Source organism: Methylobacterium sp. 092160098-2 (assembly GCF_028920805.1).
Lineage (GTDB): Bacteria > Pseudomonadota > Alphaproteobacteria > Rhizobiales > Beijerinckiaceae > Methylobacterium > Methylobacterium fujisawaense.
In genome coordinates this window covers 2,634,680-2,647,590 of record NZ_JAQPZJ010000001.1, presented here as the reverse complement: position 1 = coordinate 2,647,590, position 12,911 = coordinate 2,634,680, and the positions used below count along the sequence as shown (strand labels likewise).

Annotated in this window: 12 protein-coding genes; 9 read left to right on the top strand and 3 right to left on the bottom strand. The window is 70.7% G+C overall.

All coding sequences use genetic code 11. From position 1 onward, the window contains the following. Positions 1-118 precede the first annotated feature (118 nt). The 3 genes from PQI07_RS12485 (at position 119) to PQI07_RS12475 (ending at position 3,383) form a co-directional block, all read left to right on the top strand. Positions 119-598 (top strand): (2Fe-2S)-binding protein, encoded by a 480-nt coding sequence (locus PQI07_RS12485; protein ID WP_043385201.1) that lies wholly within the window; start codon positions 119-121, stop codon positions 596-598. Continuing rightward, positions 595-2,925 (top strand): xanthine dehydrogenase family protein molybdopterin-binding subunit, encoded by a 2,331-nt coding sequence (locus tag PQI07_RS12480; RefSeq protein WP_274926723.1) that lies wholly within the window; start codon positions 595-597, stop codon positions 2,923-2,925. The genes PQI07_RS12485 and PQI07_RS12480 overlap by 4 nt, the downstream gene beginning before the upstream one ends. 74 nt (positions 2,926-2,999) lie before the next feature. Further along, complete coding sequence (locus PQI07_RS12475; protein WP_274926722.1) at positions 3,000-3,383, top strand: hypothetical protein; 384 nt, start codon at positions 3,000-3,002, stop codon at positions 3,381-3,383. Positions 3,384-3,534: 151 nt separating this feature from the next. Here the strand turns inward: PQI07_RS12475 and PQI07_RS12470 are convergent, their stop codons facing one another. The 3 genes from PQI07_RS12470 to PQI07_RS12460 all read right to left on the bottom strand — a co-directional run bounded on the left by PQI07_RS12470 (position 3,535) and on the right by PQI07_RS12460 (position 5,881). Continuing rightward, positions 3,535-4,314: a DUF1194 domain-containing protein gene (locus tag PQI07_RS12470; RefSeq protein ID WP_043385316.1), complete on the bottom strand. Its 780-nt coding sequence runs from the start codon at positions 4,312-4,314 to the stop codon at positions 3,535-3,537. Positions 4,315-4,625: 311 nt separating this feature from the next. Beyond that, entirely contained in the window at positions 4,626-4,853 is a 228-nt protein-coding gene (locus tag PQI07_RS12465) for a hypothetical protein (protein ID WP_043352204.1), read from the bottom strand. 314 nt (positions 4,854-5,167) lie between these two features. Beyond that, on the bottom strand, positions 5,168-5,881 hold the full coding sequence (locus PQI07_RS12460; RefSeq protein ID WP_053609116.1) for an SIR2 family NAD-dependent protein deacylase: 714 nt from the start codon (positions 5,879-5,881) through the stop codon (positions 5,168-5,170). A gap of 120 nt (positions 5,882-6,001) precedes the next feature. Between PQI07_RS12460 and PQI07_RS12455 the strand changes: the two genes are divergently transcribed. The 6 genes from PQI07_RS12455 (at position 6,002) to PQI07_RS12430 (ending at position 12,910) form a co-directional block, all read left to right on the top strand. Further along, positions 6,002-6,562 (top strand): isochorismatase family protein, encoded by a 561-nt coding sequence (locus tag PQI07_RS12455; RefSeq protein WP_053609115.1) that lies wholly within the window; start codon positions 6,002-6,004, stop codon positions 6,560-6,562. Next, entirely contained in the window at positions 6,559-7,563 is a 1,005-nt protein-coding gene (locus tag PQI07_RS12450; protein ID WP_053609114.1) for a GlxA family transcriptional regulator, read from the top strand. Before PQI07_RS12455 ends, PQI07_RS12450 begins: the two co-directional genes overlap by 4 nt. Before the next feature lie 204 nt (positions 7,564-7,767). Further along, positions 7,768-9,195 (top strand): dihydropyrimidinase, encoded by a 1,428-nt coding sequence (hydA, locus tag PQI07_RS12445; protein WP_043759206.1) that lies wholly within the window; start codon positions 7,768-7,770, stop codon positions 9,193-9,195. A gap of 298 nt (positions 9,196-9,493) precedes the next feature. Further along, positions 9,494-10,489, top strand: coding sequence for an ABC transporter ATP-binding protein (locus PQI07_RS12440; RefSeq protein WP_075380878.1), 996 nt, complete (start codon positions 9,494-9,496; stop codon positions 10,487-10,489). A gap of 17 nt (positions 10,490-10,506) precedes the next feature. Then, a complete protein-coding gene (locus tag PQI07_RS12435; protein ID WP_043386400.1) occupies positions 10,507-11,769 on the top strand; it encodes an ABC transporter substrate-binding protein in 1,263 nt (420 codons plus the stop codon). Between the two features lie 205 nt (positions 11,770-11,974). Continuing rightward, positions 11,975-12,910 carry an ABC transporter permease gene (locus PQI07_RS12430; RefSeq protein ID WP_043759208.1) on the top strand — a complete coding sequence of 312 codons (936 nt, stop codon included), beginning with the start codon at positions 11,975-11,977 and terminating at the stop codon, positions 12,908-12,910. The last annotated feature ends 1 nt before the right edge of the window (position 12,911 follow it).

Here is a 12,911-nt window from a genome sequence, read left to right as displayed (position 1 = left end):
CGTTAGCCCGGCGGCCCGGCCGCATCGGTGAACGTTAGCTGGCAAATCCGGCCTTGGCCTCCGGCCCGGCTCAGACCCGACTGATCGCCGCTCCGGCGCCGCCAGACAGGACGCAACGATGATCAAACTCACCGTGAACGGGGCTGCGCGCAGCTTCGACGGCGACCCCGACATGCCGCTGCTGTGGTACCTGCGGGACGAACTCGGGCTCACCGGCACGAAATTCGGCTGTGGCGTCTCGCTCTGCGGGGCCTGCACCATCCATCTCGGCGGGACGGCGACCCGTGCCTGCATCACCCCGGTCTCGGCCGCCGCCGGCCAGGAGGTCGTCACCATCGAGGGGCTGTCGCCGGACGGCAACCACCCGGTGCAGGTGGCGTGGCGCGACCAGAACGTCGCCCAGTGCGGCTTCTGCCAGTGCGGCCAGATCATGCAGGCCGCCGCGCTCCTGAAGGACACGCCGAAGCCGTCCGATCAGGACATCGACGACACGATGAGCGGCAACATCTGCCGCTGCGGCACCTACCCGCGCATCCGCGCCGCGATCCATCAGGCTGCCGGCCAGCCGGCGCCCGCCACCAAGGGAGAGCGCCTGTGATCCACGACGCGAAGATGAGCGCCCAGCTCGCCGCCGGCACCAAGCCGGCCCTCGACAATGTCAGCCGCCGCGGGATCCTCGGTGGCGCCGGCGCTCTCGTTCTGGCCCTCTCGCTGCGTCCGGCGCGAGCCGACGAGACCCAGACCGCCGAGCAGAAGGCCCAAAAATTCGGCGCCGACGGCATGCCGCACGGCTGGCGCGACGATCCGAAGGTCTTCGTCGCGATCGCGCCGGACGGCACCGTCACGGTGACCAACCATCGCTCCGACATGGGCCAGGGCATCCGCACCTCGGTGGCCTTCACGGTCGCCGACGAGCTGGAGGCCGACTGGTCGAAGGTGAAGGTGGTCCAGGCCTGGGGCGACGAGACCCGCTTCGGAAACCAGGACACGGACGGCTCGCGCTCGACCCGCCACTTCTTCCAGCATTTCCGCCACGCCGGCGCCGCCGCTCGGCTGATGCTGATCCAGGCCGCCGCCAAGCAGTGGGGCGTGCCGGCTTCCGAGGTGACGGCCGTCAACCACACGCTGAGCCACGCCAAGTCGGGCCGCACCCTCGGCTACGGCGCGGTGGCTCAGGCCGCCGCCGAGCTTCCGGTTCCGACCGACGTCAAGCTGAAGGACCCCAAGGACTTCCGCTACATCGGCACCGGCAAGGTCGGGCTGATCGACAACTTCGACATCACCACCGGCAAGGCGATCTACGGCCTCGACACCAAGCTCGACGGGATGCTGTACGCGGTCGTCGCGCGCCCGCCGGTCTACGGCGGCAAGGTGAAGTCGGTCGACGACAGCGAGGCCAAGAAGGTCGCGGGCGTCGTGAAGATCTTCAAGATCGACGGCGGCGAGATCCCGTCCGAGTTCATGCCGCTCGGCGGCGTGGCGGTGGTGGCCAAGAACACGTGGTCGGCCATGAAGGCGCGGGACGCCCTCAAGATCACCTGGGACGACGGCCCGAACGCCGGCTACGACACCGACGCGTTCCGCAAGGAGCTTGAGGCCGCCGCCCGCAAGCCCGGCAAGGTCGTGCGCACGCAGGGCGACGTCGACGGCGCCCTGGCCAAGGCCAAGACGCGCGTCCAGGCCGAGTACTTCGTGCCCCACCTCGCGCAGGCCCCGATGGAGCCCCCGGCGGCGGTCGCCCGCGTGAAGGACGGGTTCTGCGAGGCCTGGGCCTGCGTGCAGGGTCCGCAGGCGGCCAACGACCGCCTGATGAAGGCGCTCAAGCTGCCCGACGACAAGGTCAAGGTGAACGTGACGCTGCTCGGCGGCGGGTTCGGACGCAAGTCCAAGCCCGATTACGTGGTCGAGGCGGCGCTCTGCTCGCAGGCTGTCGGCGGCGCGCCGGTGAAGCTCGCCTGGACCCGCGAGGACGACCTCCATCACGGCTTCTATCACACGATCTCGGTGGAGCACCTGGAGGCCGGCCTCGACGAGAAGGGCATGCCGGTGGCCTGGCTGCACCGCTCGGTGGCACCGACGATCGGCTCGATCTTCGCGCCCGATCCGAAGCACGAGCTGCCGTTCGAGCTCGGGATGGGGCTGGTCAACACGCCGCTCAACATCCCGAACATGCGGCTGGAGAACCCCGAGGCCGCCGCCCATGTCCGGATCGGCTGGTTCCGCTCGGTGTCGAACATCCCGCACGCCTTCGCGATCCAGTCCTTCGTGTCGGAGCTGGCGCACGCCGCCGGCCGCGAGCCGAAGGAGTACCTGCTCGACCTCATCGGACCCGATCGCAAGATCAGCCCGACCGAGATCGGCGACGTCTGGAACTACGGCGAGGATCCCAAGCGCTACCCGATCGAGACCGGCCGCCTGCGCGGCGTGATCGAGGCGGCCGCCAAGGGCGCGGGTTGGGGGCGGCAGATGCCCAAGGGCAGCGGCCTCGGCGTCGCCGGCCACTACAGCTTCGTCACCTACACGGCGGTGGCGGCCGAGGTGGAGGTCGACGACAAGGGCCAGGTGAAGGTGAAGGCGATCGACATCGCGGTCGATTGCGGGCCGCAGGTGAACCCGGAGCGCATCCGTTCGCAGATGGAGGGTGCGGTGGTCATGGGGATGGGGCTGGCGCTCACCTCCGAGATCACCTTCAAGCAGGGCCGCGCGGTGCAGAACAACTTCGACGGTTACGAGGTCCTCCGGATCGACGCCGCCCCGAAGGTGGTCCGCGTGCACCTCGTGCCGACCGGTTCCTATGACGGGCCGCTCGGCGGCGTCGGCGAGCCCGGCGTGCCGCCGGTGGCGCCGGCGATCGCCAACGCGATCTTCGCGGCCACCGGCCGCCGGGTCCGGCAGCTGCCGATCCGCGATCAGCTGAGCGCCTGAACCGTCACCCGTCGCGAGACGTTGGGGCCGTGGGGGAACCCGCGGCCCCTTCTTTTTGGAAAGTACCCGACCCGATGATGCGTCCCGCCTTGACGGCCTGCCTGACCCTGATCCTGACGGCGGCCCCCGCCCTCGCCTCGCCCTGCGGCGACCGGATCGACAGCGTGTCGAAGCGCGTCCAGTCCGAGGTGAGCCAGTCGATCTCGGCCAACACCAGCGGCCAGGGCAACGCCGCCAAGCGCGGCGGCGAGGGGCTCACCGGGACGGAGGGACAGCGGGCGAACGAGTCGCCGCAGGCGCCGCCGGAGAAGTCGGCCCAGGCCGGCCAGGGCGCGGACGCCGCCCAGCAGGCGCAGGTCGCCCTCGAAGAGGCGCGCACGGCCGATTCGAAGGGTGACGCCAAGGGCTGCGAGGCGGCCCTGTCCCGCGTCGAGCAGCAGTTGAAGAAGACACCCTGAGGCACTTCATAAAACGGGCTGACGGGTTCGATGCGCGAGGCTGGCCGCTCCCGCATCGATCCAATCCACCTCTCTCATCCTGAGGCCCGCTGCGCGGTCACCTGAGGATGAGGGGAAGGGTTCGACGTGAGCCCTGGCTGGCTTTGCCGCCTCACCGGCCCAGCGCGCTGATCTCGATCACGAACTTCCGCCGCAACGCCCGCGAGAAATCGCCGTAACCGGCGGCCGCCAGCAGGAACGCCCCCGGGCCGCCGATGACGTGGGCGCGGTACCATTGCTCCAGGCTCGTGCGTTCCTGCGGCAGCGGGGTCGGGAGCAGGCCGTAGCCCGGCGCCCGATAGGCCCCGGCCCCGACGACGTCGTTCTCGCCCGGCACAAGGATCGGCAGGCCGTTGACCGTCGCGCCGGTGGCGAGCAGCGCCGCATGCGCCTCCGCGAGGCTGTCGGCGTCGGTGCAATTGTCGATCCCGTCGCCGGAGACGTCGACCACCACGCGCTCGGCCGGGATCGGGAGCGTCGGGAGCACGGCGTCGGTCACCGTGCGGAACATCTGGCCGAGGCAGGTGAACTCGCCGGCCTGCCGGGGCGTGGCCCGGACGAGGGCGGCGGTCGCCGCAGCATCGACGCGGTTGGCGATCCGCCGCCAGCCGACCGCGAGGTTCGCCCGGTCCGCCCAGGTCACCATCGCGAACAGGATCCCGCCCGGATTGCCGGTGATCGCGCCGATCACCGACGGATCCTCCAAGGCCTCCGCGATGCCCTCCATCTGGAGCCGGAAGCGGGATTCGTCGACGGATTGCGACACGTCCACCGAGACGACCAGCGCGGTGGCGACGCTCTCGGGTGCGGCCTTGGCGGGCGCCAGCCCGAGGAGCAGGAGGCCGGCGCCCCGCAGCGCGCCGCGGCGGATCCATCCCGAACCCGTCCGCATCATCGGCCTCGGCGCTCCCGGAAGGCGCGGCCCTGCGGCCGTCGCGCATCCGTTAGGCCACGTTTCGACGGGACGCGAAACCGGCCTTTCGGGGGGGCCGCCGCGCGGCCCCGCCCGTCGGACCGACGCGCTGCGGGCAGGCCCGGATGCGCGTCGGCAGGGTGTCGTGCGGGCGCGAAGCCCGGCCCCGGTGAGGAGGATTCGCTCCGGCGGCGGTAGCCCGCTCATCTCGGAGGTGGCCCGTCCTCCGGCCCCATCCCTGGGCCGGCCGCGGGGTCGTCGAGGACGGCCTCGGCCGCCCCGGAAGGTGCTTAGGCCGCCGCCGCGGCGGCGAGGGCGTGCCGGTTGCCGTTCAGGCCGGCGCAGAGATCGTCGATCTCGGCGAGGTCCAGCGCCTCGCCGGCCCGGCCGGCGATGGTGTCGATCAGGTGATCCTGGCGGGGATCGAACGGATGACCCTGCATCCGGTAGAACTGGTAATAGCGCAGCGCCGCCAGGACGGTGTCACGCTCGCGGTCGGTTACGGTGAAGTGCTGCATGGGTAGTTGCTTCCCCTTGTGGCTTCAACGAACGCCCGGGTAGGCCGCGACGCCGATCCCGAGCTTGACTGTTGTAACCCGTGGGCAACTGCCCGACCAGTTCTTGACAGCTCGCGCCGATGTGATTCGCGTCATTTAAGATTTTGATCCTGGCCGGATCCGGGCGATCACGGATCGAAAAATCCTGTTGTCACAACATCTTGGCAAACCGGCTCGCGAATGCCGCGCGGTCGGACCCGGCCGTCGCCCGTCCCGAGTCCCCGCAAGAACCCTCATGGACCCTCATGGACCCGCGCCGCCGCCCCCGGGCCCGCCTAGAGGCCGAGTTCGGCCAGATAGCGCGGCAGCGCGGCGCTCGCCGGCCCGTACCGGGCCTCGTCGAAGGCGTCGGCGTTGTCGGACGGCTCCAGATTGACCTCGCAGGTCGGGATGCCGAGCGCCCGGGCCTGCCGGACGTAGCCCGCCGCCGGGTAGACCGCCCCCGACGTGCCCACGGCCACGAACAGGTCCGCCCCGGCCAGCGCCGCCTCGATCGCGTCGAGGTGCATCGGCATCTCGCCGAACCAGACCACGTCCGGCCGCATCCGGCCCGACGCGCCGCAGGCGGGGCAGTGATCGGCCCGGCTCAGGTCGGCGCGCCACGGCGTGACCGCACCGCAGGCGCAGCAGCGCGCCTTGAGCAATTCGCCGTGCATGTGGGTGACCGCCTGCGAGCCGGCCCGCTCGTGCAGGTCGTCGACGTTCTGCGTGCACAGGAACAGCCGCCCGCCCCGCGCGGCGAGCCGCGCCTCGGCCTGCGCCAGAGCGACATGCGCGGCGTTCGGCTCGGCCGCGACCGCGCCGCGGCGGCGATGGTCGTAAAAGTCGAGCACCGTGTCGGGGTCGGCCGCGTAGGCCTCCGGGGTGGCGAGCCGCATCGGGTCGAACCGCGCCCAGATCCCGCCGCGGTCCCGGAACGTGCCGAGCCCGCTCTCGGCCGAGACGCCGGCCCCGGTCAGCACGAAGATCGTCCTGGGATGGTCCGTCATGCGGTGCTCCTGCTCGCCGGAGATTGGCCGGATATGTCCGCTGGCTGGCAGCGCGGTTTCTTTCGCCCAGGGTCAAGCCGAGGAATCCTGCGGCTCGCTTCACCGAGCGGGAGACACGAAATGTCCGATGTTGCGCTGCTGGTCATCGATGTCCAGGAATCCTTCCGGCACAGGCCCTTCTGGAACGACGCCGATGTCGCGCCCTTCACCGAGCGCCTGCAGACGCTCATCGACGGTGCCGCGGCGCGCCGGATTCCGATCCTGCAGATCTTCCACCTCGCCGAGAGCGGTCCCTTCGCCGCCGCCTCCGGCCATGTCCGCACCCTGGAGCCGATCGTGATCGCGCCGACGGCGATCTTCCACAAGCGTCGGCACAGTGCCCTGGTCGATAGCGGCCTGCCCGGCTGGCTGACGCAGCAGGGCATACGGCGCCTGATCGTGTCCGGCATCCGCACCGAGCAATGCTGCGAGACCACCACCCGCCACGCCTCCGACAGCGGCTGGCAGGTGAATTACGTCACCGAGGCGACGCTGACCTTCGCGATGACCCATCCGTCCGGACGCCGGTTCACGGCGGACGACATCAAGGCCCGCACCGAGCTGGTGCTGATGGACCGCTTCGCCCGCATCGCCACGGTGGAGCAGGCGCTCGCCGGTCGGGACTTGCCGGTCGCGGCATGAGCGGGACGGCGCGGCGCATCCCGGTCCTCGTGGTCTTGCCGCCGCGCACCCTGCTGCTCGACCTCGCGGGACCGGTCGAGGTCCTGCGCATCGCCGGGGCGGCTCAGGAGCGGGTCGCGTTCTCGGTGCGCTACGTGGCGCCGCAGGCGCGCACCCGCTGCTCGATCGGTCTGGATCTCGGCGGCACCGAGCCGCTGCCGGAGGCGATCGCGCCGGGCACCGTGGTGCTCGTGCCGGGCGCGTCGGCCCGGGTGCTCGGCGGCGAGGCCGATCCGGACGAGGGCGCCGCCGAAGCGCGGATCGTCGACTGGCTGCGCGGCGCGGTCCGGCCGGGCCACACCCTGGTGACGGTCTGCGACGGTACGCTGCTGGCGGCTCGGGCCGGCCTGTTCGACGGCTATGCCTGCACCACCCATCACGCGAGCTGCGCCCGGCTCGCCGCCCTGGCGCCGCAGGCGCGGGTGCTGGAGAACAGGCTGTTCGTGCAGGACCGGGACCGGTTCAGCAGCGCCGGCGTGACCGCGGGCGTGGACCTGATGCTCCATCTCGTCGCCGAATGGGCCGGCCCGGCCGCGGCGCTGGCGGCGGCCCGGACCCTGGTGGTCTACATGCGGCGCGGCCCCGACGACCCGCAGCTCTCACCCTGGCTCGAAGGCCGCAGCCACCTGCACCCGGTGGTGCACCGCGCCCAGGACGCGATCACCGCCGAACCCGCCCGCGCCTGGTCCCCCGAGATCCTCGGCCGCCTCGCCGGGGCGAGCCCGCGCAACCTCGCCCGGCTGTTCCGGGTCCATGCCGGGATGACGGTGACCGATGCGGTCAACCGCGCCCGGATCGCGCTGGCCCGGGACCTGATCGCCCAGACCGACCTTGCCCTGGAGCAGGTCGCCGACCGCGCGGGCTTCGGCTCGGCCCGCCACATGCGGCGGGTCTGGCGTCAGTTCCACGACGCCGCGCCCTCGAATCTCCGAACCCAAATCTTGGTTTCGAAAGGTCCGTGACCTTTTGCGGGTCCAGGGCGGAGCCCTGGGGCCTCAGAGGCACCGCCCCCGAACCCCTGCCAAAGGGGTGAGCCCTTTGGGATCCCCCTGACCACGCTCTGGACCCCGCCGGACGGCTGTGCCCTCCTCGCATCGTCCGAATCGGCGCGGACGATGCATCCGCCCGTCCCGACAGGCGCCCGCGGGCGCGGAGGAGAGCGCATCATGCCCGAATTCGACCTGGCGATCCGCGGAGGGACCGTGGTCACGGCGAGCGACACGGTGCGGGCGGATGTCGGCGTGCGCGGCGGCCGGATCGTGGCTGTGGCCGAGGGCATCGCCGACGCCGCCCGGGTGATCGACGCCTCCGGCCTGCTGGTCCTGCCCGGCGGCATCGACAGTCATGTCCACATCGCCCAGGATTCGGGCCCCGGCATCGTCATGGCCGACGACTTCGCCAGCGCCACCCGGGCGGCGGCGGCCGGCGGCAACACCTGCGTGATGCCCTTCGCGCTCCAGCCCCGGGGCGCCTCCCTGCGCGGGGCGGTCGACGCCTACCGGGCCAGGGCCGAGGGCCAGTGCCACGTCGACGTGGCGATCCACATGATCATCTCGGACCCGACCGAGGCGGTGCTCGGCCAGGAGCTGCCGGCCTTGGTCGCCGACGGCTACACCTCGTTCAAGGTCTTCATGACCTACGACGACCTCGTGCTGAACGACCGCCAGCTCCTCGACGTGTTCCACGTCGCGCGGCGGCAGGGCGCCCGGGTCATGGTCCACGCGGAGGGCTACGACGCGATCCGCTACCTCAGCGAGCGTCTGGAGCGGGCGGGCGAGACCAGGCCCTATGGCCACGCCCTGTCGCGCCCCGAGATCGTCGAGCGGGAGGCGGCCCACCGGGCCATCAGCCACGCCGAGCTGATCGACCTGCCCATCGTGATCGTCCACGTCTCGGGCCGCGAGGCCACCGAGCAGATCGCCTGGGCTCAGGGACGGGGCCTGAAGATCCGGGCCGAGACCTGCCCGCAATACCTGACCCTGACGGCCGAAGACATGAAGGGGCTCGGCCAGGACGATCCCATGGCGGGGTCGAAATACGTCTGCTCGCCGCCGACGCGGGACGTCGAGAGCCAGGAGGCGGTGTGGTCGGGGATCCGGCGCGGGATCTTCGACGTGGTCTCGTCCGACCATTGCCCGTTCCGCTACGACGACCCGCAGGGCAAGCTGAATCCGCGGGGTAAGACCTCCTTCCGCTGGATCCCGAACGGCATCCCCGGCATCGAGACGCGGCTGCCGGTGTTCTTCTCCGAGGGCGTCTCGAAGGGGCGCATCAGCCTCAACCAGTTCGCCGCGCTCACCGCCACGAACCACGCGAAGCTCTACGGACTCTACCCGCGCAAGGGCTCGATCGCCCCGGGCTTCGACGCCGACCTGACCCTCTGGGACCCGAACCGGCGCGAGACCATCCGCCAGGCGAATCTGCACCACGGCTCCGACTACACGCCCTGGGAGGGGTTCGAGGTCACCGGCTGGCCGGTGATGACCATCGCGGGCGGGCAGGTCATCGCCGAGGACGGCCGGGTCCTGTCCGAGCCGGGCCGCGGGCGGGTGCTGGACCGGGCGGTCGATCCGGCCGAGCGGCGGGAGGCGTAGCCTTGGCCCGCCGCTTGCTCTCCGGTGTCGGATGGCGGGCGACACAGGGGGAATCGATGTTGCGGACGCGGCGTCGACCGGATCGAGCGCGGGTCCCCTCTCCCGTGCGGGAGAGGGACAGGGTGAGAGGCGTGCGGCGTCCGGATAGGGCGCGCACGGCAAGGGTGTGCCCCGTCCTGAACGTTCTCGTCCCTCACCCCTACCCTCTCCCGCACGGGAGAGGGGGCGTGTCGCGGCCTTCAAGAGTGATCGTGCCACTCTTGTATCTTGCACATCGCCGGAAGCAGGCGAGCCTCACATGAATGTCGAGCTGATCGGCCTGACCAAGCGCTACGGCGCGGCGACCGCGGTCGATGCCATCGACCTGAAGGTGCCGTCCGGGGCCTATTGCTGCCTGCTCGGCCCCTCCGGCTGCGGCAAGACCACGACGCTCCGGATGATCGGCGGCCACGAGCGCGCCAGCGCGGGCGACGTGGTGATCGGCCCGAAGGCGGTGGGCGACGCGGCGCCGTCCGAGCGCGGCACCGCCATGATGTTCCAGAGCTACGCCCTGTTCCCGCATCTCGATGCGCGGGACAACGTCGCCTTCAGCCTGCGGATGCGCGGAATCGGCAAGGCGGAGCGCCGGGCCAAGGCCATGGCGATGCTCGACCTCGTGCAGATGGGCCACCTCGCCGGGCGCCTGCCGGCCCAGCTCTCCGGCGGCCAGCAGCAGCGCGTCGCGCTCGCCCGCGCCCTCGTCACCGGCCCGAAGGTGCTGCTGCTCGACGAGCCGCTCTCGGCGCTCGACCCGTTCCTGCGGGTCCGGATGCGGGTCGAGCTGAAGCGGATCCAGACCGAGCTGGGCCTCACCTTCATCCACGTCACCCACAGCCAGGAGGAGGCGATGGCGCTCTCCGACCTCGTGGTGGTGATGAATGCCGGGCGGATCGAGCAGGCCGCCGACCCGCGCACCGTGTTCGAGCGGCCGGCCACCGCCTTCGTGGCCCGGTTCATCGGCGGCCACAACGTGATCCGCCTGCCCGACGGGCTCATCGCCGTGCGGGCGGACCGGATGCGCCTCGGCGCCGAGGCCGGCCCCGCCGCGCGGCCGGCCCGGGTGGTGGCTGTCGAGTACCAGGGCACCAGCGTCCATGTCGGCCTCGACGCAGAGGGGCTGGAGCGCGCGCCTGAGAGCCCCGCCGCCCTCACGGCGATCCTCAGCGACGCGGATTTCGCGGCCCGCCCGCTGCGCCCGGGCGACACGATTCCGGTCGGCTGGGACGCGGCCGCCGCCCACCGCCTCGACGCGTAACCGGTACGGAGACGACGATGGATGCTTTCTCGAAGCCGAGCCGGCGCACGCTCCTGAAGGGGGCCGCCGCGCTGGCCGCGACGCCTGTCACCGGCTTCCCGGCGGTGCACGCCGCCGAGCCGGTGACCCTGCGCTACCTCGGCACCGCGGTGAACCAGTCCGCCGACATCGCCAGGAAGGTGAAGGAGGATCTGGGCCTCACCATCGAGTACATACCGGTGGTGACCGACGAGGTGACCAAGCGCGTCGTCACCCAGCCGAATTCCTTCGACCTGGTCGACACCGAGTATTTCAGCCTCAAGAAGATCCTGCCCTCCGGCAACCTCCAGGGCATGGACGCCAAACGGATCAAACTGGCCGACAAGATCTCGTCGATCTTCACCAAGGGCGAGGTGGGGGGCCGGAAGATCGGCGACCAGGGCACGGCCCCCCGGAAGGTCTTCTATCTGGAGGGCCAGGATTCGAAAAAATTTGCCGGCGAACAGACCGAGTGGATCTCGCTGATCCCCACCGTCTACAACGCCGACACGCTGGGCATCCGGCCGGACCTGATCAAGATCCCGGTGACGAGCTGGAAGGAGCTCCTGAACCCGGCCTTCAAGGGCAAGGCCTCGATCCTCAACATCCCGTCCATCGGCATCATGGACGCCGCGATGGTGGTGGAGGCGACCGGCGACTACACCTACGGCGACAAGGGCAACATGACGCGCCCTGAGATCGACCGCACCATCAAGGTGCTGATCGAGGCCAAGCGCGCCGGCCAGTTCCGCGCCTTCTGGCAGGATTTCAACGAATCCGTGAACCTGATGGCCTCGGGCGAGACGGTGATCCAGTCGATGTGGTCGCCCGCCGTCACGAAGGTGCGCGCGCAGGGGGTGCCCTGCACCTATCAGCCGTTGAAGGAAGGCTACCGGGCCTGGGCCTCGGGCTTCGGCATCCCCAAGACCCTGAGCGGCAAGAAGCTCGATGCCGCCTACGATTTCATCAACTGGTTCCTGTCCGGCTGGGCCGGGGCCTACCTGAACCGGCAGGGCTACTACTCGGCGGTGCTGGAGACCGCACAGGCGAACATGCAGCCCTACGAATGGGCCTTCTGGATGGAGGGCAAGCCCGCCGAGAAGGACATCCTCGGTCCCGACGGCACCCTGATCGAGAAGGCCGGCGCCACCCGCGACGGCGGCTCCTTCGACGCGCGGATGGGCGCGGTCGCCTGCTGGAACGCCGTGATGGACGAGAACACCTACATGGTGCGCAAGTGGAACGAGTTCATCGCGGCGTGAGGGCGGTGGGCGCCCCCTCCCCGTCCTTCTCCCTCCGCGGGCCCTCGGAGACGCCCGTCCTGCGCGGCCACGCGGCTGCCGGATGGAAGGCGGGCCCCCTCTCCCGTGCGGGAGAGGGGGCGCGGTGCGCCTCGCGGAAGCCGATGTGTGAACATCGGAGCCCGCAGAGGGGGAGGGAAGCGGCGGCGCGCGTGGGGCGAATCCGATGACCGATCTCGCCCTGCCCGCCGCCGAGACCGCCGCGCGGACCGCAGCCCCCACCGTTGCGGGCCGCCCGCGCCGGCGCACCCTCGCCTATCTCCAGGCCGCGCCGCTGGCCCTCGTCTTCCTCGCCTTCCTGGTGGTGCCGCTGGTGCTCACCGGGATCGTCTCGCTGTGGGAGTACAACGAGTACGAGATCATCCCGGCGCTGACCCTGCAGAACTACGCCGACGTCTTCGACGGCTGCCTGTCCGCCGACCTCTGCACCACGCTGCGCACCTATCTCTCGACGGTGAAGTTCGTCGCGCTGACGCTGGCGATCACCCTGCCGCTGGGCTTCGCCATCGCCTACTTCCTGGCCTTCTATATCCGCTCCGGCACGGTGCGGATGGGGCTGTTCCTGCTCTGCACGATCCCGTTCTGGACCTCGAACGTGATCCGCATGATCTCGTGGATCCCGCTGCTCGGCCGCAACGGCCTCGTCAACGACACGCTCCGTGCCCTCGGGCTGATCCGCGCGCCGATCGAGGGCCTGCTCTACTCCGACTTCGCGGTTGTCCTGGCCTTCGTGCACCTCGACACGGTGTTCATGATCGTGCCGATCTTCAACAGTCTCGCGCGGATCGACCGGCGCCTGATTGAGGCGGCGCGGGATTGCGGCGCGTCCGGCGCACAGATCCTCTGGACCGTGATCCTGCCGCTGGCCAAGCCCGGCATCGCCATCGGGACGATCTTCGTGACGACCCTGGTGATGGGCGACTTCGTCACCGTCGGCGTCATGGGCGGCCAGCAGATCGCCAGCGTCGGCAAGGTGATCCAGGTGCAGATGGCCTACCTGCAATTCCCGGCGGCCGCGGCCAACGCCATGGTGCTCTTGGCTGCCGTGCTGCTGATGATCCTGGGACTCACCCGGATGATCGACCTCCGGCGGGAGCTGTAGC

Coding starts and splice junctions, on each gene's coding strand:
- PQI07_RS12485 (WP_043385201.1), top strand. CDS start 119: ATGATCAAACTCACCGTGAACGGGGCTGCGCGCAGCTTCGACGGCGAC.
- PQI07_RS12460 (WP_053609116.1), bottom strand. CDS start 5,881: ATGACGGACCATCCCAGGACGATCTTCGTGCTGACCGGGGCCGGCGTC.
- hydA (WP_043759206.1), top strand. CDS start 7,768: ATGCCCGAATTCGACCTGGCGATCCGCGGAGGGACCGTGGTCACGGCG.
- PQI07_RS12430 (WP_043759208.1), top strand. CDS start 11,975: ATGACCGATCTCGCCCTGCCCGCCGCCGAGACCGCCGCGCGGACCGCA.
- PQI07_RS12465 (WP_043352204.1), bottom strand. CDS start 4,853: ATGCAGCACTTCACCGTAACCGACCGCGAGCGTGACACCGTCCTGGCG.
- PQI07_RS12450 (WP_053609114.1), top strand. CDS start 6,559: ATGAGCGGGACGGCGCGGCGCATCCCGGTCCTCGTGGTCTTGCCGCCG.
- PQI07_RS12440 (WP_075380878.1), top strand. CDS start 9,494: ATGAATGTCGAGCTGATCGGCCTGACCAAGCGCTACGGCGCGGCGACC.
- PQI07_RS12455 (WP_053609115.1), top strand. CDS start 6,002: ATGTCCGATGTTGCGCTGCTGGTCATCGATGTCCAGGAATCCTTCCGG.
- PQI07_RS12435 (WP_043386400.1), top strand. CDS start 10,507: ATGGATGCTTTCTCGAAGCCGAGCCGGCGCACGCTCCTGAAGGGGGCC.
- PQI07_RS12470 (WP_043385316.1), bottom strand. CDS start 4,314: ATGCGGACGGGTTCGGGATGGATCCGCCGCGGCGCGCTGCGGGGCGCC.
- PQI07_RS12475 (WP_274926722.1), top strand. CDS start 3,000: ATGATGCGTCCCGCCTTGACGGCCTGCCTGACCCTGATCCTGACGGCG.